The organism is Peribacillus faecalis, assembly GCF_014712675.1.
Taxonomy (GTDB): Bacteria; Bacillota; Bacilli; order Bacillales; family DSM-1321; genus Bacillus_AD; species Bacillus_AD faecalis.
On record NZ_JACXSI010000001.1, the window covers coordinates 52,566 to 78,075 of the forward strand.

Consider the following 25,510-nt stretch of genomic DNA (forward strand, 5'->3'; position numbering starts at 1 on the left):
CATTTGCCAATTACTTATAGTGAATATGCTTCTTTTACTACAGTTGCACAACGAGGGCAAAGTGTCGGATGCAACTCATCTTGACCTACCTCAGTTGTTACATTCCAGCAGCGTTCACAAGTTTCGCCTTCCGCTTTAGAAACAACGATTGCGCTGTTTTCAAGTTGAAGAGCTTCAGCAGGAGCTTCTTCCCTCAAACCAGCCACTTCAAACTTAGACACGATGAATAATTGCTCGAAGCTTTCGTCAATGCTGTCAAGGAATTGCTTAGTATCAGCATCTACATACATAGACACTTTCGCATTTAATGATTTACCGATTACTTTCGCGTTTCGAGCTTCTTCTAATGCTTTTAGCACGTCATCACGAAGTACAAGGAACTTAGTCCATTTCTCTTCTAGCACTTTAGCATTCGGCAATTCTTTTGCTTCCGGCATATCTGTTAATTGTACGCTTTCTTCTTCCACATTCGGGATATAAGCCCAAACTTCATCCGCTGTGTGAGGAAGGATTGGCGTTACAAGTTTCGTTAATGAAAGTAATGTTTCATACAGAACTGTTTGAATCGCTCTGCGATCTTTGCTGTTCGGCGCTTCGCAGTAAAGGATATCTTTCGCGTAATCCAGGTAGAACGCACTCAAATCAAGCGTACAGAAGTTGTTCACAAAATGATAAATGTTCGCGAATTCATACTCGTCGTATGCTTTTTTCACGTTCTTGATCAAGTTGTTCAGCTTCACAAGCATGAATTGATCGACTTCACGAAGTTCGTCGTAAGCAAGGCTATCAGTTTTAGGATCAAATCCTTCTAACGTACCTAATAAGAAACGGAAAGTATTACGGATTTTACGGTAAACTTCCGCAACTTGCTTAAGAATTGCATCCGATACACGAACATCTGCTTGATAGTCTACAGAAGCAACCCATAGACGTAGGATGTCTCCGCCTAGTTGATTCATAACTTTGATTGGATCAACTGTGTTACCTAATGATTTACTCATTTTGCGTCCTTCGCCGTCAAGAGCGAAGCCGTGGCTTAATACGCCTTTGTATGGCGCTTTGCCAGTTACCGCAACAGCTGTAGATAAAGAAGAGTTAAACCAACCACGGTATTGGTCAGATCCCTCTAAATAAAGGTCAGCAGGTCTTACCAAATCTTCGCGCTCTTCTAATACAGCTTGGTGAGATGAACCGGAATCGAACCAGACGTCCATGATATCTGTTTCTTTTGTGAAGATGCCGTTCGGGCTACCTTCATGCGTGAATCCTTCCGGCAATAAGTCTTTCGCTTCACGCTCAAACCAAATGTTTGAACCGTGCTCGCGGAATAAGTTCGATACATGGTTGATTGTTTCGTCTGTGATGATTGCTTCACCGTTTTCCGCATAAAATACCGGAATTGGAACACCCCATGCGCGTTGACGAGAAATACACCAGTCACCACGGTCACGAACCATGTTGTAAAGACGAGTTTCGCCCCATGCAGGATACCATTTTGTTTCTTTGATTGCTTCTAGAAGCTGATCGCGGAAATCATGGATTGATGCGAACCATTGTGCTGTTGCACGGAAAATAGTCGGCTTCTTCGTTCTCCAGTCATGCGGGTAAGAGTGAGTGATGAAAGAAAGCTTTAATAATGCGCCCTTCTCTTCTAACGCTTCACCAATTGCTTTGTTGGCATTTTCGTAGAACATACCTTCAAAACCAGGTGCTTCTTCTGTCATGTGACCTTTTTCGTCAACTGGACATAATGTTTTTAATTTATATTTTTGACCAACGATAAAGTCATCTTCACCGTGACCAGGAGCTGTATGAACGCAGCCGGTACCTGCATCTGTCGTAACGTGTTCGCCATTCATTACTAATGAATCACGGTCATATAGTGGGTGTTTAGCAACAACATACTCAAGATCGCGGCCTTTTACTGTTTTTACGATATTTACTATTTCCCAGCCGATTGTTTCTTTAACGTTTGCTAACAATTCTTCAGCAACGATGTATTTCGTACCGTCAACATCAACTACTACATAGTTCAAGTCAGGGTGTACAGAAATACCTAAGTTAGCTGGAATTGTCCAAGGAGTTGTTGTCCAGATGATGAATTTCGTTCCTTCTTCAACAACACCTTTACCATCTTTTACATCAAATGCCACATAAATTGAAGCTGATCTTTTATCTTGGTATTCAATTTCCGCTTCCGCTAATGCTGACTCACTTGACGGAGACCAGTTAACCGGTTTTAGACCTTTATAGATGTAGCCTTTTTTAGCCATTTCACCGAATACTTTAATTTGTTGCGCTTCGTATTCAGGCTTCAATGTGATATACGGATTATCCCAGTCACCGCGAACGCCTAAACGACGGAATTGCGCTTTTTGTCTAGCTACTTGTTCATATGCGTACTCTTCGCAAAGTTTACGGAAAGCCGCTACACTCATTTCTTTACGGTTTACTTTGCCGCTCTTTGTTAAAGCTGTCTCGATTGGAAGACCGTGTGTATCCCAACCTGGCACATATGGCGCGTTAAAACCATTCATAGATTTGAAACGAACAATGAAATCTTTTAACACTTTGTTCAATGCGTGACCCATGTGGATATCGCCGTTTGCGTATGGAGGCCCATCGTGTAATACGAACATCGGACGACCTTTTGTGCGTTCTTGAACTTTCTTATAGATGTCCATCTCATTCCATTTAGCTTGCATCTCTGGTTCTCTTTTTGGTAAATTTCCACGCATCGGAAATTCAGTTTTTGGCATTAATAACGTATCTTTATATTCCATTTTGCTTCCTCCAATTCTCGCATTCATGAAATGCGAATCTTTTTATATAAAGCTTTCGCAAATTTTTGGGGCTAGGATTAGGTTAAGTGCCGGATAAATCTATATAAACAGCAAAAAAGCCTTCCCATCCCCTAAAAAATAAGGGACGAGAAGGCTTGTTATTCCCGCGGTACCACCCTAGTAAATGTTTATAAACAAACATCCGCTCTACTTGTTCTTATCGCGAACGACACGCTTTAACTACTCCCAAGATGGTTTCATAAAAGGACTCCAGGGTGATCTTCCATCTCTCTACTTACAGGCGGGCTTCCACCATCCCCGCTTCGCTGATCAGTCAAAACGACTGTTATAAGTGCTAAAAGAAACGTACTGTCCCTATCAACGTCATGAATTATAATCTTGTTTGGAATTATATACAAAACTGATTAAATAGTCAATATTACGATTCTATATCTTTCGATAAAATATCTGTCGCATCTTTGTCAAATTCCATTAAGTGCTCCCAATCTTCGTTCTTAATCAAATCAAGTTGGGCTTCTACCAACATCGTGAATCTTGTTCGGAAAACCTTCGATTGTCTCTTCAGCTCTTCGATTTCAAGCGCGATTTTTTGAGCCTTTACAAGAGAATCATTGACAATGCGATCGGCATTTTTCTCCGCTTCTTTTATGATGAGTTTCGCTTCATTTTTTGCGTTGCGCTTTATCTCCTCTGCGGTTTCCTGAGCAAAGAAAATCGACTTATTCAGCGTTTCTTCGATATTGTTGAAGTGACCTAGCTTTTCACGGACATTTGCGTATTTTTCCTCAAGCGACTTCTTTTCACGAAGGACTAGCTCATAATCCTTCATTACTTGCTCAAGAAATTCGTTCACTTCATCCTCATCATAACCACGAAAACCTTTATTAAAACTTTTATTATGTATATCAAGTGGCGTTAAGGGCATTGTTGCACCTCCAAAGAATTAATTTATCTGTTATTTATATTCTACGTTTCGACACAACATTTGTAAATCCTTCAAAGTGACAATTATTGTTGTTTTCCAAAAGAAATTTTCCATTTTTCTTTTTTTGACTTACCATTAATCGACATCAGTTTAAACCTACCTAAACCTCTGACTGATAGGATATCAGCCTCACCACACTCAAAATCATTTTCTTCAATCAGTTCATGATTGACCTTTACTTTACCGCCAGCTATTGCTTCCTGGACTTTTTGCCGCGATAAGTTGGTCATTGCTGCCAAAACCGTATCGAGCCTTAATGACGAACACGTCGTCGAATAATCTTTCCAAGCTTCTTGAACGTGCACAACTTCAGCTATGCTAATTTTCGACAAAGCCACTCCGGCATTTGCTATTTTATTAATATGCGCACAAACATAATCGCTTATGTCATCAGAGACAATTGCTTGCGCTTTATTATCGGCAATCAGTATATCCCCAAACTTGTCGCGTACAATGCCTAAAGACATCATCGTCCCCAATATTTGCTGATGGCGTAATTCATGAAACTTGCTGTTATAGCCGATTTCAAGCACCGCTATATTGAAATCCGCTTCAGACGCCTCATAATATTCAGGATAAAGAAAAGCTCTTTTCCTTTCAGCTGTCTGCGAACCTCCGAAAAAAGCAACTTGACATTCGCTGTTTTTACCGATAATCGAAGCTAAAATCTGCTGCTCACGCGGTGTCAAAAACGCCGTCAGACGGGGAGTATATTGCCTGACAACCTGCTCCTGCCACTGCATGCACTGGTCAATAAACGCTTTCTCTTCCTTGCGAAAATGTTGATATATATTCATAAAGATCCCTTCATCCATCTATTAAAAGTACAAGAAGGCTAATACAACGGAACGAATTCCGAGCATTAGCCTTTTCTCTTCATAATTACATAATCCATGCGTACACTTGATAGACTCCATATGTCGCAAACTGCAGAGCAAGAATGCCCACAATCGGCGAGAAATCAAACATACCAAGCGGCGGGATAAATTTTCTGAACACTTCTAAGTACGGTTCACAAATCTTTCCTAAAATTTGTCCGATAGACGACTCACGTGCACCTGGAAACCATGACATTAGTATGTAGATAATCAATGCATATGAGTATATTCTTATTGCTTGCACCAAAATTACAAAAACTAAACTCATTTATTTACCACCTTAAATCATCAGACTCTTCATCTTGAAGTATACCGGTAATGCTGCCTGACACATCAACGTTGTCAGGTGTGCAAAGAAAAATATTGGAGCCGATTCGCTGAATGTCTCCACCTATAGCATACACTGTACCGCTTAAGAAGTCCACTATCCGCTTCGCCTGATCATGGGCAATTCGCTGCAGATTCACAACTACCGCTTTTCTGTTCTTTAAATGATCGGCAATTTCCTGCGCTTCTGAGTATGCGCGAGGCTCAAACAAAACGACTTTTGAAGATTTTTGGACACTTTGCAGACTGACGACATTTTGCGGACCGGTATGCTGCTGTTGGTTCTGACTATGTTTAGCAGTGTTTTTCACAGGGATATCGTGCACCTTCTCTTCCTGCTGCGTTTCTACATATTCAATTTCCTCATCCAGAGCAAAAAATGATTTAAACTTTGAACCAATTGACATATTAATAGCCTCCTTTAAGAATTCTCACCGACTAGTGCAGTACCTACACGGATACAAGTTGAACCTTCTTCGATGGCAATTTCAAAATCATTGGACATCCCCATAGACAATTCTTGACATGGAGCGTAGGGCAATTCAAGGTTTTTCACTTGCAGCTGCAGCTCTTTTAACTTTCTGAAGCAAGATCTTAAGACTTGTTCATCTTCTGTAAAAGGGGCCATCGTCATTAATCCGACTACAATTATCCGGTCGTAAGAAGCGAGTTCCTTCACAAAAGGGATAACTTCTTCAGGCGTCAGTCCATGTTTTGACTCTTCACCGGAAACATTAACCTGTACAAAACAGCGAACTGGCTCTACAGCCCGTTTGTGGATTTCTTTTGCAAGCGACGTCCTGTCCAAAGAATGGATATAATCGGCATGCGCAACGACATCTTTTACCTTTCTTGTTTGCAAAGAACCGATAAAATGCCAGACGGCTTGTCCGTTTATTGCATGCTGCTTTTCCAGTAAACCTTCAATTCGATTTTCTCCAATATGAATAATTCCTGCATCAATTGCTTCCTGTGTACGTTCTGCAGAAACATATTTCGTGACGGCTATCACTTTAATTTCATCTTCACTTCTGCCGCTTCTTTCGCATGCCTGTTTAATTCTTTCTTTTACGACAGAAAAGTTGTCTTCAACTCTCACTTTGTGTAAAGGCCTCCTTCCAGCCTATAAAACTCATTAATCTTCCTGTTTTTCCTTTGTCTCGTCTATGAGAAAAGAAGTCTTTATCCACGCAGGACGTGCAAAAATTTGTTACTGCAATATCAGTAACGCCCGCCCCTTGAAGAATTGATTGATTAAGCTGTTTCAAATCGAGTTCATATTGTCCTTCACTTACTTCGTGATAAGGTTGGCTCTCTCCACAAACTAGCTTAACTTGATCAATAATCCGGTCATCCACTATATAACATCCTCCGCAAATGGAAGGACCGATGACCGCTTTAATGTCTTTCGGGGATATCCCTTCGGCTTGCCATTTTTCAATCATTTCAGCGGCTATTTTAGCGACTGTCCCTTTCCATCCAGCATGTACCATACCTATATAGCCAGCAGAAGGCGCATAAAAATAGATTGGAACACAGTCAGCATAGCATAAAGTAAGTAGTATACCTGGCTCGTTTGTATAAAAGCCGTCCGTATCGCGGAAAGCTGAAACATAGTCAGCGGCACCGCGACCCTTATCGGCAGCTGTTATCTTCATAATATTGCTTCGGTGCGTCTGTTCTGCGCCAACCCATTCAGTTAAAGGCATGCCGATGTCTTGCGCAAGCAGTTGCCTGTTTTTTGTGACACATTTCTCGTCATCTCCGACATGGTAGCCCATATTCAAGCTGTGAAATGGAGCTTCGCTGCATCCGCCGTTCTTAGTTGTGAATCCGACAACGAGCATATTATTCGACTTTTCCCAATCAGCAATACTGTAATATCGTTCCGCCTTTTTGACAAAAATTTCGTTCATACATGACAATCCTTTATATTTTTATTTATTTTATCATATCTTGCCATATGATACCTAGTTATCTCGCTATTTTTCCTTGTTTTCATCAAAAATTGTCCGCAATTCTGCTTCATCGACAAAAATAATGTCGGTTCCAATCCGCTTTATTCTGCTCCATGGAATACGGACTTCCTCATCTTTTTGAAACATGGAGCGCCATCTGGAGCCGTTAACGACAAAAATAGCGTATATTTGCCCTGTCTGCAAATCAATTTCCAAATCGTGAATATTCCCTAGTTTTCGCCCATTTGACAAGCTGACAATATCCTTCATTTGAAATTCTGATATCCTCACAATCTGTCAGTCTCCTTTAGGAAAGTGTCATTTTTTCGCTGATAGCAGACTCTTTTCACTACTAAGCTGTTGAAGGTGCGAGAAACATAATTAACGATCAGCATATCTTCCTATAGATTATTTGCTGAGAACCACTTTCCAATAATATATGTCACTTTATGCAAATAATGATTACCTAATTAAAAGCCTTATAAGAATTATTTAAACCGAGCTCTTATTTTAGAAAAATCGAATGTCGTACCTAGCACATATATCATGTGTTGATTGGAGCAGAGGACGGCGACTCCTGCTCAGACGAAGCGAGCAGGCCGATACACCGCAGGAGCATTTGAGACGAGGAGGCTTGACGCATGTTCCAGAAACAAAAGCGGAAGCGCCCTCTAAAAAGCACCGTATGAACTGAGGCTCTCAGGATGAGAGTCACAGCGACGTTGCTACAGGACATAGCGCTCTTAGTCGCTGAACCTTGCTTGCGGACCGATTCCACATTTCAGCGTTGACTTATCGACAGGAGGTTGCCGAAGGGCAATAGGTGCTAGGCGCTGTAGCTAGATGTCGGTACACTTTTTTAAAATTACATTAAAAAAGATCATTTCCCCGATTTCAAAAATCGGAAAAATGATCGTTCGTTACGGTAATGACTAAAAATTAGTGCTGAATATTTTTATTCATTTGCTTAATAGCCGCTTTTTCCAATCTGGAAACTTGTGCCTGGGAAATCCCGATTTCATCGGCCACTTCCATTTGCGTTTTTCCTTGAAAAAATCTTTTGCGGATGATGAGCTTTTCACGTTCATTCAGCCTTCTCATGCCTTCCTTTAATGCAATCTCATCAATCCAGGAGCTGTCCTTATTCTTTTCATCACTGAGCTGATCGACGACATATATCGGGTCGCCTCCGTCATTATAAATCGGCTCAAATAAACTGACAGGATCCTGAATAGCATCTAAAGCAAAGACAATCTCTTCATGCGGCACTTCAAGAACTTTCGCGATTTCCTCTGCAGTCGGCTCTCTTGACGTCTGACTCATCAGTTTTTCTTTTGCCTGCAGCGCTTTATAGGCAATATCACGCAACGAGCGCGAAACGCGAATCGGATTGTTATCACGCAAATATCTTCTTATTTCACCAATAATCATAGGTACAGCATATGTTGAAAATTTTACGTTCTGACTTAAATCAAAATTATCAATTGATTTCATAAGGCCAATGCAGCCTACTTGAAACAAATCATCGACATATTCGCCTCTGTTATTAAATCGTTGAATCACGCTTAACACTAGCCTAAGATTGCCATTGACCAGCTTTTCTCTCGCGGATAAATTCCCTTCTTGCAACTCCTTGAACAGCTGTCTCATTTCTTCGTTCTTCAAGAGCGGCAACTTTGAAGTATCAACGCCGCATATTTCAACCTTATTTCGTGACAAAGTCCTTCCCTCCTTACAGGGATGCTGTACAAAATTCAGTATCTCCCTGCAAGGAAAAAATATGCACTTCCAAATTAAGAAAGCTGTGCGTCCACAGCCGATTTATGCTCAAGAATATTTCTTATAAAAGGAAAACCAGCGATTTTGCGTGCTTTCCTGCATGACTGCTTGATGGTTGTAATGCGACATTAAATAATTGCTTCACTCCTGTCTTCTCAACGATATAAGCAGCAAAAACAATCATTAAATCCCAAACGCTTTCAAATCCATCCCGATGGTCAACAAGATGACTGACAGCTTGAAAGTATTGATTGATTTGATTTATTGCGCATTTGGATAGCGTAAGCATTCTCCTTCAGTGAGACTAGGAGAATGCTTGATATTAAACCATTTTATTAAATTCCTTTCGGAGCCGTTTGATAATCCTTTTTTCAAGTCTGGATATATAAGATTGCGAAATACCTAGCATGTCTGCTACATCCTTTTGTGTTTTCTCTTCTCCCCCCAATAAACCAAACCGCAGTTCCATAATTTGCTTTTCACGGTCGTTCAATTGATAAAGCGCCTTCGTCAGTAAATTGCGGTCGATATTTGCCTCTAAATCCTTTGTAATAATGTCATCATCAGTTCCCAATACATCGGACAGCAGCAATTCATTGCCGTCCCAATCGATATTTAACGGCTCATCAAATGAAACTTCCGAGCGAATCTTATTATTCCGCCTTAAATACATCAATATTTCATTCTCGATACAACGGGAAGCATATGTAGCGAGCTTGATTTTCTTTTCCGGATTGAACGTATTAACAGCTTTAATGAGTCCAATTGTTCCGATACTGATTAAATCCTCAATATTGATGCCTGTGTTTTCGAATTTGCGGGCAATGTATACGACAAGACGCAAATTTCTTTCAATTAATATCGTTCTTGCCGTCTCATCTCCTTTCGGAAGCTTATGGATAAGTACTTCCTCTTCTTCCTTCGATAAAGGGGGAGGCAAAGCTTCACTTCCGCCAATATAATGTATTTCATCGCTTTTCAAACGAAGTTTTATAAGCAGCTTATACCAATAAAATTTCATTTTAAAAATCAACTTTTTCACAGCTTATTCCTCCTTCTAAATTAGGAAATGGCGAGTATATTATATGGTAAAGAATGATTATGAGGCATTGTTTAGAGCCACCATCATCCGCGGATGAATGATGCACTCATACATCCCATCGTGAGACAGCGTTTGTACCGTTATGGCGACTATTCCCTTTTGCACATATCCCGCCATATTGTCAGCTGTAATATGAATGGAATCCGGTCGAAACGCAAGCATAAGCTGCTGCTCCTTTCCCACTACTTTGTATGGGATTACCCGCAAGCGTTCTCCCCATGAACTCTCCATATAATCAGACAGCTTTTCTGCTTTAACCGGCTCATGCAGCAGTTTCAGCACGTCAGCAGGAAAATTGTCTGCTTGCGATGCGATAGACAAGATCATCACAGGGGTGTTTGTAATCGGTTCATATAATTGATTGCCAGTGTCAATCAATCCCTTGCAAGCAAAGGAAATTCCCTTTATTTTTATAATCACATCGACAATGCCTGTATGAAGCATAACTGATGACTCCATGTCATCAAATACCCTTTTCGCATAAAGCCATGCACATGGAAAACCGAGCATAACAAACAGCCAGCTAACAGGATCACCAAAGCTTTTCGTTACGTAAAACAAACCATTGCTCGGGGAGGCTACGAGTTGATAGGAAAATAAAAAATGAATACCCATCAATATTCCGCCAGTCAAAAAAGTGACAAAATAAAATAGCAAACACGTTTTTACAAACACCTTCAAACGTAAAAAACCAAAAGCAATGAAAACCATAATAAGTGAAACCGCCAGTTTTAACCAAACAGAATTCGCTAAGTGGCCGAAAGATGTAAAGGAAAGAAGAATAAAAAGCGCTCCCACTAAGCCCGCAAGCGCCAAGCGTATTGGCTTTGGTCTCCTCTTCAATAAAATCGACGTCCAATATAAAAGTAAGCAATCAAACAGCCAATTCAAAAGCAATATTAAATCAAGATAAGCTACCAACACTCCTCCCCCTATTAGCACGGTCCGATTTGAACACCGATTACAGCTATTAATCTATCAACCATCGCTTCATTTCCGCTAATCATAAACAATCAGGCTGTCACCAATACCTAGATTCCAAACTGTTGAAGAGATAAAAAAAGTATATCCTACCCTGCCCATAAAAGTATGTCGCTTTATGGGCAATAAAAAAGAGAGATTTATTCGTTTTTTTAAGAATTTTGTCGCTATACTTTTTTTAAAAAAGAAAAATCGCCAATCGCCTTGCTCTGTTCTTCCAAACAAAAAAGCTATCGTGAACAGAATGTTAAACAATCTGTTCACGATAGCCTTTGTCCTATTTTATTATTTACGGCGATTACGCAAAAATGTTGGAATATCAAGCGCTTCTTCAGTTGGAGCAGAAGAAGCTGTTCTTTGCGGCTCCGATGTTTCCGTTCTTGTATTGACCGGCTTAGCAGCAGATGTTGTAGCTGATGCAGTCGTTCTTTGCGGTTGAGCATAGTTTGGCTTAGCCGGTTTTTCATGTGATTCTGTTTCAGTAAAACCTGTAGCAATCACAGTTACAACAATTTCATCTTTTAAGTTTTCGTTAATAACAGAACCGAAAATCATATTAACTTCTTGGTCAGAAGCAGACGCGACAATATCAGCCGCTTCCTGAACTTCAAACAAGCTTAAGTTAGTTCCGCCGGTAATATTCATCAGCACACCTTGTGCACCATCGATAGTTTTCTCAAGCAATGGTGAAGAAATAGCTTTCTTCGCTGCTTCCGCTGCACGGTTTTCGCCAGATGCGACACCGATACCCATTAATGCAGAACCTTTGTTGCTCATAATTGTTTTTACATCAGCGAAGTCCAAGTTGATTAAACCAGGAGTCGCAATCAAGTCGGAAATACCTTGAACACCTTGACGAAGTACATTATCCGCTTCACGGAATGCTTCAAGCATAGGTGTGTTTTTATCAACAATCTCTAATAGACGGTCGTTCGGAATTACGATTAATGTATCTACCGCTTCCTTCATTGCAGAAATACCGCCTTGAGCTTGGTTAGCACGTTTGCGGCCTTCAAATGTAAACGGTCTGGTTACTACACCTACAGTTAGAGCTCCAAGTTCACGGGCAATATTAGCGATAACAGGAGCAGCACCTGTTCCTGTACCTCCGCCCATACCTGCAGTTACGAATACCATATCTGCTCCGCGAAGTGCTTCTTCAATTTGCTCTCTTGTTTCTTCAGCCGCTTTTTTGCCCACTTCAGGGTTTGCACCAGCACCAAGTCCGCGCGTCAATTTACCGCCAATTTGCATTTTTACTTCAGCTTTTGAAAGATTAAGAGCTTGAGCATCTGTATTAACTGCAATGAAATCAACACCTTGCACCCCATGCTCAATCATTCTATTAACAGCATTGCCGCCGCCGCCGCCAACGCCAATTACTTTAATTTTTGCCAATGCATCTGTATTAGATTCAAACTCTAACATATTATCCTCCTAGTTCCGCTACGCTCTTTGAATAGCTTATTCAAAGAAATAACCTAGTAATTTTTTAAATTTCCCTTTTTCATTTGGATCTTTTTTGCTTTTTTCAGGAACAGCCACTTTTTCAACCGGTCTGTTTGGAATTGTTTCCGGTTGTTTTACAGGAATTGGAGCCGGGCTGCTGCTTAATGAAACGCCCGACATTCTCTCTTTGTCTAATGCATGTTTCAATAAACCGACTGCTGTCGTAAACTGAGGCTCTCTGACACCAATGTAATTCGGTTCGGCTGTTCTGACTCGGTTTTGAAGCGTTTGCTGCGCCAGTTCCAGAAGACCCGGCATTTTAACAACCCCGCCAGTTAAGACAAAACCACTAGGAATATCTCTAAAACCTTGTCTATTTAATTGTTCTAACATTAGCTCAAATATCTCTATTAAACGGGCTTCAATGATTTCAGCCAGCATTAACTGATTGCAAGGCACCTTTTGATCGCTTCCGATAATCGGCACATGAAAAATCTCATCCTCGGATGCATCATCATAAAATGCATGTCCATATTTTAGCTTTATTTTTTCTGCATCTTCCATCGTTGTACGGAGAACAATCGATAAATCTTTTGTAATTGTGTCTCCTCCGACCGGGAGAACAGACGTTGATACTAACTGTCCGCCTTCAAACATTGTGACAGTCGTTGAGCCTCCGCCGATATCCACTAAGGCAACGCCCAATTCTTTTTCATCCCGTGAAAGAACAAGTGAGCCGGCAGCCAATGGTTGCAAGGCAATATCAACAATTTCCAGCCCCGCTCTTTCAACACAGCGCAAAGTATTATGTAAAATTGTTTTCATGCTCGTGATCAGCAGTCCCTTCATTTCAAGACGGACACCAATCATACCTCGCGGATCCTTTATTTCATCCAATTCATCCACTTTATAGCTAACAGGAATTATATCAATCACTTCACGGTCAGCCGGTATCGTCATGACTTCAGCAGCTTCTTTTACACGCATAACGTCATGCTGTGTAATTTCTTTATTCTCACTTGAGACTGCAACAATTCCATGACATGGATGGAGCATCACGTGATTTCCACTTATTCCTACAACTACTTGCTTTATTTGGACACCAACCATTCTTTCTGCCTGTTCAACAGCATTTTTAATTGAACGAACGGTTTCATCAATATCAACAATCGCCCCTTTACGCAGCCCCGTTGATTTCACATTTCCAACACCAAGTATATTAAAAGTGTCATGGACCATTTCGCCAATAATCACTTTAACACTCGATGTACCGATGTCTAAACTGACATAGATTTCATTGTTGTTCACTCCATGGCACCCCCTCATTAAGGAAATTAATTCTAGAACAACTGTAAATTATTATATATTAATAGAATAGTATAAAATAGCACAAAAAACCATATGTATAAATTCAACAAATGAAGGTTTTTCCCCTTTTTTATCATAAATGATTTAAAAGGGGAATTATACTTATTTTTGTGATTTTTCTTTTTTTCTTGCAGTGAAGTTTGCCAGAATAATTCTTCTTATAACAGCTATATTCTGGAACAAGCGAACTCCGAATGCAAATACTGCCGCTAAATATAAGTCTACACCAAGATGAACACCTAGAAAAGATAAACTTGCAGCCAATATTATATTAAAAAAGAACCCGGACACAAATACCAATTCATCGTAGACATTTTGCAGTTGTGCTCTGATGCCCCCAAATAACGTGTCCAAAGCAGCTAAAATGGCTATAGATAAGTAATTTGAGTACTCAGGCGGTATATTGAAGTCCGTCAAAAGACCCAGCGCAACGCCAATGACTAGTCCAAAAATCGACAGCCACATTAGCTATCCTCCTCCTTGCTTTGGATTACAGGCGACATATGATCAACTTTTATCGCATTGCGATACGCCGGTATGGTAATAGAAGAGTCCGGTTCCGATATGTCCAGAGACAGATTTTCCATAAAAAGCTCATCTAATATTTGACTCGCTTTAAGCCTGTCTCTTAATTTGTCTGCATTCGATGCTATCACCTTTATTTCAATAGGGTATCTATTAAGTGACACACCGTCAATTTTAGTAATTCCATTTACATCCCGTATAACGGTAGTATTGACGATTCTTTCTTCATTGACTGAAACATGCTTGGCCTCATACTTATTCAGCTCGTTAATAAGTCTTTGCAGCAATTCCGGTGAAATCTGCTTGACTGATTGCCCCATAATAAGCTCAGCCGGCAACGGAGTGATTGTTAATATTAAACCATTTCCCGATACATCCGTCAGTCCCGCTTCAGCCTTCAGTTCTTCGAGAGTGCTTTTTAGCGCGCTCTCCTTGCTGGAAGAACGCTCGGATTGATAACGGGCAAGCTGGTCCTCAAGCACATTAATTTCTTCAAGCAGTGTTTCCTGCTGTTTCTGTTCTTCTAATAGAGCAGCCTTCAATTCCCACATATCCCGGGTATCACGCTCTTTAGGTTCTTGAACAGTCTTAAATTGAACAGCAAGCATAAAACCAATAACAGAAGAAACCAGGACAAAACCTGTACTTATTCTTTTTTTCAATGACATCACCAAACTTCCTTAGCCGCCTATTATCGGATTCATAATAATATTTGCTTGTTTTTCTATAGTAAAGATGATGTTTTCATTAACTAACCGGTCTCTTGTTCCTCCGGTTAATAAAAGGGCTGCTTCTAATACATCCGCATCTCCTATTGCTGTTATGACAAATGGTGCAGGATGCTGTTTCCCGTCAATTGTTATAACAGGTCCATTGCAGACAATGTAAGAGTTATGCTTCAGCCTTTGCCCATTCACCGCAACCGCTGAAGCACCGGATATATACAGTTCATTGATGACATTGAATACATGATGCTCATGGACAATATAATCGTTAATATTATATTGCGAAGCATCATAATCGCCATCTTCTAATTTAACCGATACACCTGAACCGGAAACTTTTATTTTCCCTAAATACATACGAAATTTCTCCGCGTCTTCAGCCAAATTAAATAACACTTGTTCTTCATTAGCAATGTCTGTTTCATACATTGAAATTTCTTCTTGCGCTTCAATTACTTGCTGGTGAAGCTCTCTGTTCTTCTCTTCTTGACTGATGAGCTCTTTTCTAAGCTGATATTCCTCATTCCATAGCTCATCCACATTCGCCTGTTCCTTGTTTTCTTTCGTAACATTGTAGGAGAAAGCAATCAAAAAGCCCAGAATCAAAAAAACAAGAGATAAAATAACCTGTTTACCGTTAACTTTTATACCTTTAATTGTTGCTCCCTTCCTCCCTTTATTCCGATTGAGGCTCTGAAGATTCATATGCCCTGAAATATGAACCTACTTCCAAGTCAATAACTCCTTTAACATTCGGTTCCAGTTGACTGACAATAGAAGGATAATGAACCAGCTTGTCCGCTAATGTTCTGGAATTCGCACTCACTTCATATCCATCATTCATATATAATTTCACCCGATAAGAGTCTGTTTCAGAAGGATTAAAATGTATTTCTGAAATAGCATTGTTTATTTCTTCAGGTAATTCTTCTAAGGCAGCAATGACCGAATCCAGTTCTTTCCCTTCTCCAAAGCCAAACAAGAGCGGGGCATGCACCGGAACGACATTTACTTCGGCACTCTCCATTATTTTACCGCTGGACAAAATCGGCTTGTAAACAGATCCGTCAACTAAGTAGGCAAGGCGCTTATATTCCTCAACCTTAATCTGCACTGAATTTGGTAAAATTATGGAGATATCGGCCTCTTTTATTTCAGGCAATTGCTTTAAACGCTCCAAAATCTCTTCTTTATCAACTTTCCAAATTGTTGTATCAGTACTAAGACCGCTCGATTCCACTATTATATTTTCGGACGTATACACGTTTCCTTGAATATTAATTTTATTAACATTACTCAATGGAGATAGAAAATATAAAACAAATATAAGCAAAAGGAAGAAAACGGACAAAAGCGCAATGGCTCTTCTGTTTGCCTTTTTCTTTCTGCGTTGCTTCAGTTTCGGAATACGGTCTTCTAGCGAAACTACATTTTCCTTCTCCAATGATTACACCTCTTGCATTCATAAGTCATTTACTCAACCCGAATTTCTCCGGCATAATACACCCTTCTCCCCTAATAGGACGGGATAACTAAGATCCCGTCCTGGATGCGTCATTTATTTTGACGTGAGTTCACGCATTACTGCATATAATTTTTTGCTGGCATCAGGAACACCTAATTCTTTTGCCGCCGTCTTCATACTGTTGAGTTTTTCTTTAGATAACAAAATTTCATCGATATTTCCCAGCAGCTTCCCGCCTGTTAAATCTTTCTCTAAAATCATATTGGCTGCATGATGATTTACAAGCGAAAGCGCATTTTTCTCTTGATGATTATTTGTTACATACGGACTCGGAACTAAGATGCTCGGAACGCCTAAAGCTGTTAATTCAGCTAATGTTGTCGCTCCTGCCCGGGCAACAACTAAATCTACTCCTGCCAGAACTTCAGGCATATTATGGATAAACGGTTTCACGATTACATTATCTGAACTGCCGATTAAATTCAGCTCTTCCATGACTTTTTCATAATGAACGTCCCCTGTAACATATATAAGCTGATACGGTTTCTCTTTTAGTTCTGCCATCACTTTCAAAAGCGCATCATTAATCGGACGTGCTCCGCGGCTCCCGCCGACAACCAGCACTGTTTCTTTGTTCGCATCCAAACCAAGTTTTCTTATACCCTCTTTCCCGGAAAAAGCGAGCACTTCAGAAGCTCTAGGATTACCGGTAAATACCGTTTTGCTTTCTGGGAAGAAAGAAGTTGCTTCCGGGAAGCATACCGCTACCTTTGATGCATAACGGCTTAAAAATTTATTCGTTAAGCCGGGAACGCTATTTTGTTCATGAATGATCGTCGGGATGCCCAGCTTTGCCGCAGCATAAACAACAGGGCCGCAAACATAGCCGCCTGTACCGATTACAACGTCCGCTTTAAATTCCTTCAGCATCTTTTTGCTTTCGCTGACACCTTTCAGAAAGCGTATAACCGTTTTGACGTTATCAAAAGATAGTTTTCTTTTGAATCCTGTAATTTCGATCGCTTTAAACGGAATGTTCTCTCTTCTTACAAGCGTACTTTCCAATCCTTTTTCAGTACCTATGTATAAAAACGAACAATCTTTCTCATTTTTCTGTATTTCTCTTATCAAAGCCAAAGCCGGATAAATATGCCCTCCAGTTCCGCCTCCGCTGACAACAATCCTCATGTATTCACCTCATACTATCTTTATGCTTCCTGCAATTAACATTTAGAAGCCTTCAACTTATTTTACTACAAAAAAACTGCTAATAGAAGGTTTCCTTTGCACTAAACAGTAAGGTTTTATCCAAGTATTCGCTTACTCCATCCGGATACCGAATCATAAGTGCAAACTTTCACCGAGCGCACAGTTATTTTTGATGTTACATACAAGAACTTCCGTAAAACAAGTTTTACGGAAGTTCTTAAGAGTATTCTAATATTTGGAAAAACGACTAATATTCAAAAGCACTCCCATAGCCATTAGCATCAGTGTCAGTGATGACCCTCCATAACTTAAAAACGGAAGTGTAATGCCTGTTACCGGAATCAAACCGGTTACTACGCCGATATTGATCATCACTTGTATTGCCACCATACTGATGATACCAACCGCCAAAAAACTGCCATATAAATCCGGAGCCCCAAGAGCAACCCTAATCCCTCTCCACAATAACAGTGCGAATAAGAGAATGACAAAGCTGCCCCCGATAAAACCTAATTCTTCAGAGATGATAGCAAAAATAAAATCCGTTTGCGGCTCCGGCAAATAAAAGAACTTTTGTCTGCTCTGACCAAGTCCCAGTCCGAATAAGCCTCCCGGACCAATCGCCAATAACGATTGTATAATTTGAAAACCGGAACCAAGCGGGTCTTCCCACGGATCCAAATAGGAAGTAATCCTTTTAATACGATAAGGAGCTGACGCGACGAGTAAAACAAATCCTCCCAGCCCCATTAGCCCTAACCAAACAAAGTGCATCACCCTTGCACCAGCTACAAAAATCATTACGATACAAGTCCCTACCATGACGGTTCCGGTTCCTAAGTCAGGCTGCAGCATAATCATGCCGAACGCTAAAAAAACCAGTCCTAACGATGGGCCCAAGCCCTTCTTTATTGTTGTAATATGCTTCTGATTTTCCGATAAGAATTTGGCCAGAAACGCAATCATAGCAAGTTTTGTAAATTCGGATGGCTGAATCGAAAAAGCACCTACACCAATCCAGCTTCTTGAACCGTTTCTTTCCATCCCTATCCCCGGGATCAGCACAGCAACTAATAACACAAAACAGCCGATTAATAATATTTTCGACCATGATTTCCAATTGAGATAATTAATATTCATCACAAAAAACATTGCTGCGACGCCAACCCCTGCAAATAACAGCTGCCTTTTGACAAAAAAGAAAGAATCGTCAAATTTATACGCAGCCCATACCGCACTCGCACTATAGACCATGATTAACCCAATCGTTAATAAAGAAAGTATTACAATAATTAAAATGATATCTGGCTGGTTCTTTTTCGCGTGCACAATTCTACACCTCTAACGGTAAGATTTGAGCTTGTAAAAAAACAAAAGAACCATTTTAAAAACAACAAATCGCTATTTTTACAAATGGTTCTTCTGGTTGTGATTAGTTTTTATGTAAAGGAATATACTAATGATATACCCTTTAGTACAAGCTCTTAATTAAGCTTATGCACCGCATCAATAAAAATGCTTCCTCTTTCCTCAAAAGTTTTAAATTGATCCCAGCTTGCACAAGCAGGTGAAAGCAAGATGCAGTCGCCTTCCTCTGACATTTTATATGCAACCGGCACAGCTTCTGTAACATTATCGACGATTTGAACTGACTCTATACCTGCCTGTTTCGCCACGCGTGCAATTTTTTCAGCTGTTTGGCCAAACGTGATTACAGCTTTAACATGCTTAAGCGAAGGAATCAATTCATCAAATTCATTGCCTCGGTCTAAACCACCCGCCAGCAAAATTGTCGGCACTTCAAACGAAGCCAATGCTTTTGAAGCTGCTAAAATATTTGTCGCCTTTGAGTCATTATAAAATTTCCGGTCATTTATAGTAGTTACATATTGCAGTCGATGTTCAACGCCAGTAAACGATGTCATTACTCTATAGATTGCTTCATTTCTGACACCTTTCAGTTTGCAAATTGCGACAGTTGCCAAAATATTCTCCAAGTTATGCTTTCCTGGCAATACTATGTCGGCTACAGCAATCACTTTTTCTCCTTGAAACTTGATAAAGCCTTCTTCGATATAAGCGCCATTATCGACGATTTTATTCACTGAAAAAGGAATCGTTGTCGCTGGAGATTTTTTTGCAATAGCCACTACTTCTTCCTGGTCGGCATTGTACACAAAATAATCATCTCTGGTTTGACGCATCGTAATATTGCTTTTCGCTTCGCAATACGACTTAAAGTCACCGTGGTAATCAAGATGAGCTTCGTAAAGGTTTGTAATAAGCGCAATTTGTGGAGCGAACGAAGTTGTACCCATCAATTGGAATGATGATAATTCCATAACGATTGTTTGGTCTGCTTTCGCTTCTTCTGCCACGCCTGAAGCAACTGTACCGATATTTCCGGCAATCAGCGGCTGTTTGCCATCCGCTTCAAGCACTTCATATATTAACGTTGTAGTCGTTGTTTTTCCGTTTGTACCTGTAATGCCGATAATCGGCGCCTCGCTTATTTCGTAAGCAAGCTCTACTTCAGTGATAACCGGTATCCCTTTTTCAATTGCTCCTTTAACTAAAGGATTACTATACGGAATACCCGGATTTTTTACAATTAGCTCAAAGCCTTCATCCAATAATTCTAAAGGATGATCGCCGCAAATGACTTTAATGCCTTCCTCTAGCAAGCTTTGCGCTTCTGGATTTTCATTAAGTGGCTTACGGTCATTGACTGTCACAAACGCTCCAAGTTTATGCAAAAGTGTTGCTGCTGTAACTCCGCTTTTTGCCAAACCAATTACTAATACTTTCTTCCGCAAATACGTTTCGATTTTTTTCAATTATAACCACACCTCTAAATAGATTGCCAACACCGCGAACAATAGTCCCACAGACCAAAATGTCACGACTACTCTCCACTCAGACCAACCGCTTAATTCATAGTGATGATGAAGAGGGCTCATTTTGAAGATTCTTTTCCCAGTTGTTTTAAAGCTGGCAACCTGCAAGATTACCGATAACGTTTCAATAACAAATACACCACCGATAATAACCAGTAGTAAAATGTGATTTGTAAGCAATGCTACTGTCGCCAAAGCGCCACCTAATGCAAGTGATCCTGTATCCCCCATAAACACCTTCGCCGGGTGTGCGTTGAATACTAAAAAGCCAAGTACCGCACCGACTACTGCAACCGAAAAGATTGCCACATCATATTGCTCCGCATTCCAAGCTAAAACAGCAAATGCACCAAAAGCAATTGCAGATGTTCCTGAAACAAGTCCATCTAAACCGTCTGTTAAGTTAACAGCGTTCGAGAAACCAACAAGCCAAAAAATAACAATGATTACATAAAACCAACCTACATGCAGGGAAAGGTCTGTCCCTGGCACTGCAATTTCCGGAATGAATCCAGGTGTTGATTTATAAACAAAATAAAAAATAACAGCGATGACAATTTGTCCAATTAATTTTTGCAGCGATGTTAACCCTAAATTTCGTTTCATGACCACCTTAATAAAGTCATCCAAAAACCCTAACAAACCGAATCCGATTGTTACTAACAGCAACAGAAACAGATTTGTCGACATCTCTGAATATTTCGCAATCATCACAATAGATGTCACGATAATCGATAATAGAAAGACCAGTCCGCCCATTGTCGGTGTTCCTGATTTTTTCTGATGCGATTTTGGTCCCTCTTCACGAATGCTTTGACCAAACTTTAAGCGTCTTAGAAAAGGAATAAAAACAGGAGATAATACAACTGTAATTAAAAATCCTGTCAGTATTGTAAAAAGAATCACTTGTTCCGCCATTTAATTTTAATCTTCCTTTCCAAGTGCATAAAACGATTTGCTTACTTAATGTACTTCATTACCTTCTATATTTTAAATAAAAGCTCTCTATTTTACATCAATTATGATTGAAACCATCTTATTCACACTCATATATATTATTGAATGGATTTGAAAATGTATTGATTTTTAGTATTGCCTTATAACTGTTCTTGAATAGCTTGTCTTGCTATTACACGGTCATCAAAATCGAACCGTTGTTTGCCGATTTCCTGATATGTTTCGTGGCCTTTTCCGGCAATCACGATAACATCGCCCGGTTTTGCTTGTTTTATGCTTGCATAGATTGCTTCCTTACGATCGATAATCGTTGTATATGATTTGCCAGCTACACCGGCTTCCATGTCTTTCAGGATATCTTCCGGTTTTTCTGTACGCGGGTTATCTGATGTGAAAATCGGATAAGTCGCATATTCACAAGCGATGTTCGCCATAATCGGACGCTTCGTTTTATCGCGGTCACCCCCACAGCCTACAACAACAAATGTATTGCCTTTAGCAAATTCATTTACTGTTTTCATGACATTCTCCAAACTGTCAGGCGTATGCGCATAATCAACGATGACTGTGTAATCCTGTCCTTCGTTTACAAGCTCAAATCGGCCTGATACACCTTTAACCTCTTCAAGAGATGCGATAATGTCCGGAAGCTTCAAGTTTAAGCATAAGCCTGCTGCCACTGCGGCAAGCACATTATAAACACTGAACTTTCCAACAAGCTGCAGCTTCATCGGCAGCTTTTCCCCACGGGCATGTAGCATGAATGTTGTGCCCGAAGATGTAATTTCAATGTCAGTCGCACGCACATCCGCATCTTGATCAATACCGTAAGTGACAACATGCGCTGCAGTGTAGCTGATTAAATCTACAGCTGCTTCATCATCGACATTAATGATGGCATATTTTCGTTTGTCATCGTAATAGGCATTGCCTAATTGTGAGAACAATAGCGATTTAGCAAACTTATAGCGTTCCATTGTTTTGTGAAAATCAAGATGGTCTTGTGTCAGGTTCGTAAAAATCGCCAAATCATAATCACAGCCGTGAACTCTTCCAAGTTCCAATGCATGAGATGAAACTTCCATAACAGCTGCATCTACACCTTCTTCAGCCATCGCATGAAATGTTTTTTGCAGCGTGACGCTGTCAGGCGTCGTGTTTTTCGTTTCGAAAATTTTGTCAGCAATTTTAGTGTACATTGTGCCGATTAAACCTGTCTTCTTATTGTCATCGCTCAGTAATTTTTCGATTAAATGGCTGATTGTTGTTTTACCGTTTGTTCCTGTTATGCCAATCAGCTTTAGTTTTTGTGTCGGATGTTCGTAAAATTTGTCCGCAAGCATAGCCATAGCACGATATGTATCTTTCACCACAATAACAGGTACTGAAAGCGATAAAGGCTTCTCGGCTACAATCGCTGCAGCACCGCTGGCAACAGCCGCTTCAGCAAAATCATGACCGTCCACCGTGTAACCTTTCACACAAACAAAAAGGCTCCCCGGTTGAACAAGTCGGTTATCATTTTCTATTGAAGTAATTGTCGGATTTTGACTGACATCGCCTGTATAGGACGCAAGCGATGAAAGTAATGTATGTAATTTCATTGTCCCTATCTCCTCTAGGATAATTTACAAGCATACATTATCATACCGTAAATATGAAAAGTTTTCTACGAAAGTTAACATTTTTTATGAGAAAAACCGGAACCGGTCCTTTTTCATCATGAATTGGCTACTTGGATTCACCTCGATGAAAAAGGAGTCATGCGGGAGGACTAAGACATCCGCGCCGTGAAACCCGCTCTTGGTTTCACAGAGTGGATGGCTTAGGACCGAGCATGGCAGGTGTAAGGTTAGACATAAAGAAAAACCGGAACCGGTCCTTTTAGATGAAAGTAAAGATCAAAGATAAAGGCGATATCAAAGGCAAAACTCGATGACTTTGGATATCGCCTTACAATTGTATTTTTATTCGCCAAGATAAAGACGGATGGTAGCGCCTTCCTTCACTTTCACACCGGCCTCCGGTGATTGTTTGACCACTTTATCACCTTGCCCACTCACGTCGATTTTCAACGTCAGCAGCTGCGTTCTCAATTCATTAATGCTCATTCCTATCAAATCCGGTATTTCAACCATAATCGGATCATTCCAAGCCTTTTCCTTCTCTAAACCACCCTCGCGCGGCTTTATCCCCAATTCCAGCAAAGCGTCTTCCATAATATTGCCGACAATCGGCGCGGCGACTACCCCGCCGAATTGTGTAACCCCCTTCGGATTATCGACCGCAATGTATACAACAAGTTCGGGGTCATCAGCAGGCGCAAAACCAATAAAGGATACAATATGGTTATTTTCAATATAACGCCCGTCCTTTACCTTTTGTGCAGTCCCTGTTTTCCCGCCGACCCGATAACCTTCTATATAAGCTCCTTTACCGGATCCAAGAGCCACGACCGATTCAAGCGCTTCCCGCACTTGCTTCGATGTTGCCTCCGATATGACACGTCGCTTCTGCTCCGGTCCGTTTACTTCCGTAATTTCACCAGTCAATGGATCAACAAGCTGCTTGGCGACATACGGGGTATACAATATACCGCCATTCACTGCCGCTGAGACGGCGGCAACCTGCTGAATCGGTGTTACCGAAACACCTTGTCCGAATGCTGTTGTCGCTTGTTCAATCGGTCCGACCCGATCCAGGCTGAACAAAATCCCCGTACCTTCACCGGCTAAATCAATTCCGGTTTTCTGACCAAAGCCAAACTTCTTAATATATGAGAATAGTTGTTCCTTTCCTAAACGATTGCCCAATTCAACAAAACCCGGGTTACAAGAATTTTGCACAACTTCGAGAAATGTTTGTGAGCCGTGCCCGCCGCGCTTCCAGCAATGCAGCGTAGCTCCTCCGACTTCTACAGAGCCATCGTCATAAAAACTGTCATGATGCAAATTGACTTTTTTCTCTTCTAAAGCGGCAGCCAAAGTTATGATTTTAAAAGTTGAACCCGGCTCGTACGTACTCCACACTGGTAAATTACGGTTGTAAACTTCTGAAGATACTTCCTGATAATTAGACGGGTGGAAAGTCGGTCGGCTGGCCATTGCCAATATTTCACCGTTTTTCGGATTCATGACGATTCCGATGATGCCGTCAGGATTATAGGTCGCCTCAGCAATATCCATTTCCCGCTCCATAATTGTTTGGATTTTACTGTCAATCGTCAGCTGCAAGTTCTTCCCGTTAACCGGCGCACGATATTCATCAACCATATTTTCCATCCGCTTTCCTTTTGCATCGGCATAAAATCTTACATAACCTTGATCACCCTTCAGTTGATTATCATATGTCAATTCAACCCCCATTAATCCTTGATTATCTATACCGGTAAAACCAAGAACATGTGACAAATATTCACCGAACGGATAATAACGCCTCGAATCTTCCGCTATATATACACCCTTCAGTTCCATTGCTTTAATTTCTTTCGCTTTCTCGTGAGATATTTTCCTGCCCTTACTTAAACGAACCGAAGAGCGTTGCTGCGTGATCTCCTTAAACGTCTCATCCACTTCCATATCAAGAGCTGCTGCGAGCTTTGCCGCTGTTTCTTGAGGATTTTCAAGCTGTCTCGGCACAACATAAATGGTTGGCGCGCTTAAGTTAGTAGCCAGCGCAACACCATTTCGGTCCACAATTTCCCCTCTTTTCGGCTCAAAAACAATATTTCGGCTCCACGAATCTTTCGCCTTTCCAGTTAATACATTCCCCAAATAAAGCTGCACATACCCTAAACGAAACTCAATGACAAAGAAAATCAGCAAACCTATTAAAAAGAATAACAATAATCTTTTTCGCACTGTCACATTCGACACACGCAACTTTATGCACCCCCGTACAAGCTTATCGCTGTATCAATATATGCTTGTACAAAAGGATTTAGAATAAGAAAAACCGACACCGGTCCTTTTTCATCATGATTATGCTACTCAGGTTCACCTCAATGAAAAAGGAGACATGCGGGAATCGAAAAGCGGAAGCGGCCCGTTCAGCCCCGACATGCATAAGACAAATCACTCCAGAAATTTTAAAATTTCCTAC

The 25,510-nt window shown here is 40.6% G+C and carries 24 protein-coding genes and 1 other annotated feature; all 24 genes read right to left on the reverse strand.

The genetic code is table 11. From position 1 onward, the window contains the following. Positions 1–14: 14 nt before the first annotated feature. The 24 genes from ileS to IEO70_RS00350 all read right to left on the reverse strand — a co-directional run bounded on the left by ileS (position 15) and on the right by IEO70_RS00350 (position 25,290). Positions 15–2,783: an isoleucine--tRNA ligase gene (gene ileS / locus IEO70_RS00235; protein WP_190996350.1), complete on the reverse strand. Its 2,769-nt coding sequence runs from the start codon at positions 2,781–2,783 to the stop codon at positions 15–17. A 138-nt stretch (positions 2,784–2,921) separates the two neighbouring features. After that, positions 2,922–3,174: a binding site (T-box leader), on the reverse strand. Positions 3,175–3,222: 48 nt separating this feature from the next. Further along, positions 3,223–3,729 carry a DivIVA domain-containing protein gene (locus IEO70_RS00240; RefSeq protein ID WP_190996351.1) on the reverse strand — a complete coding sequence of 169 codons (507 nt, stop codon included), beginning with the start codon at positions 3,727–3,729 and terminating at the stop codon, positions 3,223–3,225. Between the two features lie 83 nt (positions 3,730–3,812). Continuing rightward, complete coding sequence (locus IEO70_RS00245; RefSeq protein WP_190996352.1) at positions 3,813–4,586, reverse strand: YlmH family RNA-binding protein; 774 nt, start codon at positions 4,584–4,586, stop codon at positions 3,813–3,815. 85 nt (positions 4,587–4,671) lie between these two features. Then, entirely contained in the window at positions 4,672–4,935 is a 264-nt protein-coding gene (locus IEO70_RS00250) for a YggT family protein (protein WP_190996353.1), read from the reverse strand. Positions 4,936–4,939: 4 nt separating this feature from the next. Continuing rightward, positions 4,940–5,401: a cell division protein SepF gene (locus IEO70_RS00255; protein WP_190996354.1), complete on the reverse strand. Its 462-nt coding sequence runs from the start codon at positions 5,399–5,401 to the stop codon at positions 4,940–4,942. A 14-nt stretch (positions 5,402–5,415) separates the two neighbouring features. Next, complete coding sequence (locus IEO70_RS00260; RefSeq protein WP_190996355.1) at positions 5,416–6,093, reverse strand: YggS family pyridoxal phosphate-dependent enzyme; 678 nt, start codon at positions 6,091–6,093, stop codon at positions 5,416–5,418. After that, on the reverse strand, positions 6,083–6,910 hold the full coding sequence (pgeF, locus tag IEO70_RS00265; RefSeq protein WP_190996356.1) for a peptidoglycan editing factor PgeF: 828 nt from the start codon (positions 6,908–6,910) through the stop codon (positions 6,083–6,085). The genes IEO70_RS00260 and pgeF overlap by 11 nt, the downstream gene beginning before the upstream one ends. 66 nt (positions 6,911–6,976) lie before the next feature. Continuing rightward, positions 6,977–7,243: a YlmC/YmxH family sporulation protein gene (locus tag IEO70_RS00270; RefSeq protein WP_328820835.1), complete on the reverse strand. Its 267-nt coding sequence runs from the start codon at positions 7,241–7,243 to the stop codon at positions 6,977–6,979. Between the two features lie 648 nt (positions 7,244–7,891). Further along, on the reverse strand, positions 7,892–8,671 hold the full coding sequence (gene sigG / locus IEO70_RS00275) for an RNA polymerase sporulation sigma factor SigG (RefSeq protein WP_190996357.1): 780 nt from the start codon (positions 8,669–8,671) through the stop codon (positions 7,892–7,894). A gap of 121 nt (positions 8,672–8,792) precedes the next feature. After that, positions 8,793–9,020, reverse strand: coding sequence for a hypothetical protein (locus IEO70_RS00280; RefSeq protein WP_190996358.1), 228 nt, complete (start codon positions 9,018–9,020; stop codon positions 8,793–8,795). Positions 9,021–9,053: 33 nt separating this feature from the next. Beyond that, positions 9,054–9,773, reverse strand: coding sequence for an RNA polymerase sporulation sigma factor SigE (gene sigE / locus IEO70_RS00285; RefSeq protein WP_190996359.1), 720 nt, complete (start codon positions 9,771–9,773; stop codon positions 9,054–9,056). 57 nt (positions 9,774–9,830) lie between these two features. Beyond that, positions 9,831–10,754, reverse strand: a complete 924-nt coding sequence (spoIIGA, locus tag IEO70_RS00290; RefSeq protein ID WP_190996360.1) for a sigma-E processing peptidase SpoIIGA — start codon at positions 10,752–10,754, stop codon at positions 9,831–9,833. 345 nt (positions 10,755–11,099) lie between these two features. After that, entirely contained in the window at positions 11,100–12,242 is a 1,143-nt protein-coding gene (gene ftsZ, locus IEO70_RS00295) for a cell division protein FtsZ (protein ID WP_190996361.1), read from the reverse strand. A 36-nt stretch (positions 12,243–12,278) separates the two neighbouring features. After that, positions 12,279–13,571, reverse strand: a complete 1,293-nt coding sequence (gene ftsA, locus IEO70_RS00300; protein ID WP_190996362.1) for a cell division protein FtsA — start codon at positions 13,569–13,571, stop codon at positions 12,279–12,281. A 162-nt stretch (positions 13,572–13,733) separates the two neighbouring features. Next, entirely contained in the window at positions 13,734–14,096 is a 363-nt protein-coding gene (locus tag IEO70_RS00305; protein WP_190996363.1) for a small basic family protein, read from the reverse strand. Next, positions 14,096–14,824: a DUF881 domain-containing protein gene (locus IEO70_RS00310; RefSeq protein ID WP_190996364.1), complete on the reverse strand. Its 729-nt coding sequence runs from the start codon at positions 14,822–14,824 to the stop codon at positions 14,096–14,098. Before IEO70_RS00310 ends, IEO70_RS00305 begins: the two co-directional genes overlap by 1 nt. Positions 14,825–14,836: 12 nt before the next feature. Then, a complete protein-coding gene (locus IEO70_RS00315; RefSeq protein ID WP_190996365.1) occupies positions 14,837–15,586 on the reverse strand; it encodes a DUF881 domain-containing protein in 750 nt (249 codons plus the stop codon). Beyond that, the gene (locus tag IEO70_RS00320; RefSeq protein ID WP_190996366.1) at positions 15,558–16,325 is read right to left on the reverse strand and encodes a cell division protein FtsQ/DivIB; all 768 of its coding nucleotides are present in this window, start codon (positions 16,323–16,325) and stop codon (positions 15,558–15,560) included. The genes IEO70_RS00315 and IEO70_RS00320 overlap by 29 nt, the downstream gene beginning before the upstream one ends. 114 nt (positions 16,326–16,439) lie before the next feature. After that, complete coding sequence (murG, locus tag IEO70_RS00325) at positions 16,440–17,534, reverse strand: undecaprenyldiphospho-muramoylpentapeptide beta-N-acetylglucosaminyltransferase (RefSeq protein WP_190996367.1); 1,095 nt, start codon at positions 17,532–17,534, stop codon at positions 16,440–16,442. 249 nt (positions 17,535–17,783) lie between these two features. After that, positions 17,784–18,884, reverse strand: a complete 1,101-nt coding sequence (spoVE, locus tag IEO70_RS00330; RefSeq protein ID WP_190996368.1) for a stage V sporulation protein E — start codon at positions 18,882–18,884, stop codon at positions 17,784–17,786. A 155-nt stretch (positions 18,885–19,039) separates the two neighbouring features. Beyond that, the gene (gene murD / locus IEO70_RS00335) at positions 19,040–20,392 is read right to left on the reverse strand and encodes a UDP-N-acetylmuramoyl-L-alanine--D-glutamate ligase (RefSeq protein WP_190996369.1); all 1,353 of its coding nucleotides are present in this window, start codon (positions 20,390–20,392) and stop codon (positions 19,040–19,042) included. Next, a complete protein-coding gene (gene mraY / locus IEO70_RS00340; protein WP_190996370.1) occupies positions 20,393–21,370 on the reverse strand; it encodes a phospho-N-acetylmuramoyl-pentapeptide-transferase in 978 nt (325 codons plus the stop codon). Between the two features lie 179 nt (positions 21,371–21,549). Further along, positions 21,550–23,013 (reverse strand): UDP-N-acetylmuramoyl-L-alanyl-D-glutamate--2,6-diaminopimelate ligase, encoded by a 1,464-nt coding sequence (locus tag IEO70_RS00345; RefSeq protein ID WP_190996371.1) that lies wholly within the window; start codon positions 23,011–23,013, stop codon positions 21,550–21,552. Positions 23,014–23,376: 363 nt separating this feature from the next. Then, positions 23,377–25,290 carry a stage V sporulation protein D gene (locus tag IEO70_RS00350; RefSeq protein WP_190996372.1) on the reverse strand — a complete coding sequence of 638 codons (1,914 nt, stop codon included), beginning with the start codon at positions 25,288–25,290 and terminating at the stop codon, positions 23,377–23,379. Positions 25,291–25,510: the final 220 nt, after the last annotated feature.

Coding starts and splice junctions, on each gene's coding strand:
- ileS (WP_190996350.1), bottom strand. CDS start 2,783: ATGGAATATAAAGATACGTTATTAATGCCAAAAACTGAATTTCCGATG.
- murG (WP_190996367.1), bottom strand. CDS start 17,534: ATGAGGATTGTTGTCAGCGGAGGCGGAACTGGAGGGCATATTTATCCG.
- IEO70_RS00310 (WP_190996364.1), bottom strand. CDS start 14,824: ATGTCATTGAAAAAAAGAATAAGTACAGGTTTTGTCCTGGTTTCTTCT.
- IEO70_RS00315 (WP_190996365.1), bottom strand. CDS start 15,586: ATGAATCTTCAGAGCCTCAATCGGAATAAAGGGAGGAAGGGAGCAACA.
- IEO70_RS00240 (WP_190996351.1), bottom strand. CDS start 3,729: ATGCCCTTAACGCCACTTGATATACATAATAAAAGTTTTAATAAAGGT.
- IEO70_RS00250 (WP_190996353.1), bottom strand. CDS start 4,935: ATGAGTTTAGTTTTTGTAATTTTGGTGCAAGCAATAAGAATATACTCA.
- IEO70_RS00255 (WP_190996354.1), bottom strand. CDS start 5,401: ATGTCAATTGGTTCAAAGTTTAAATCATTTTTTGCTCTGGATGAGGAA.
- IEO70_RS00280 (WP_190996358.1), bottom strand. CDS start 9,020: ATGCTTACGCTATCCAAATGCGCAATAAATCAAATCAATCAATACTTT.
- IEO70_RS00245 (WP_190996352.1), bottom strand. CDS start 4,586: ATGAATATATATCAACATTTTCGCAAGGAAGAGAAAGCGTTTATTGAC.
- IEO70_RS00305 (WP_190996363.1), bottom strand. CDS start 14,096: ATGTGGCTGTCGATTTTTGGACTAGTCATTGGCGTTGCGCTGGGTCTT.
- pgeF (WP_190996356.1), bottom strand. CDS start 6,910: ATGAACGAAATTTTTGTCAAAAAGGCGGAACGATATTACAGTATTGCT.
- IEO70_RS00345 (WP_190996371.1), bottom strand. CDS start 23,013: ATGAAATTACATACATTACTTTCATCGCTTGCGTCCTATACAGGCGAT.
- mraY (WP_190996370.1), bottom strand. CDS start 21,370: ATGGCGGAACAAGTGATTCTTTTTACAATACTGACAGGATTTTTAATT.
- ftsZ (WP_190996361.1), bottom strand. CDS start 12,242: ATGTTAGAGTTTGAATCTAATACAGATGCATTGGCAAAAATTAAAGTA.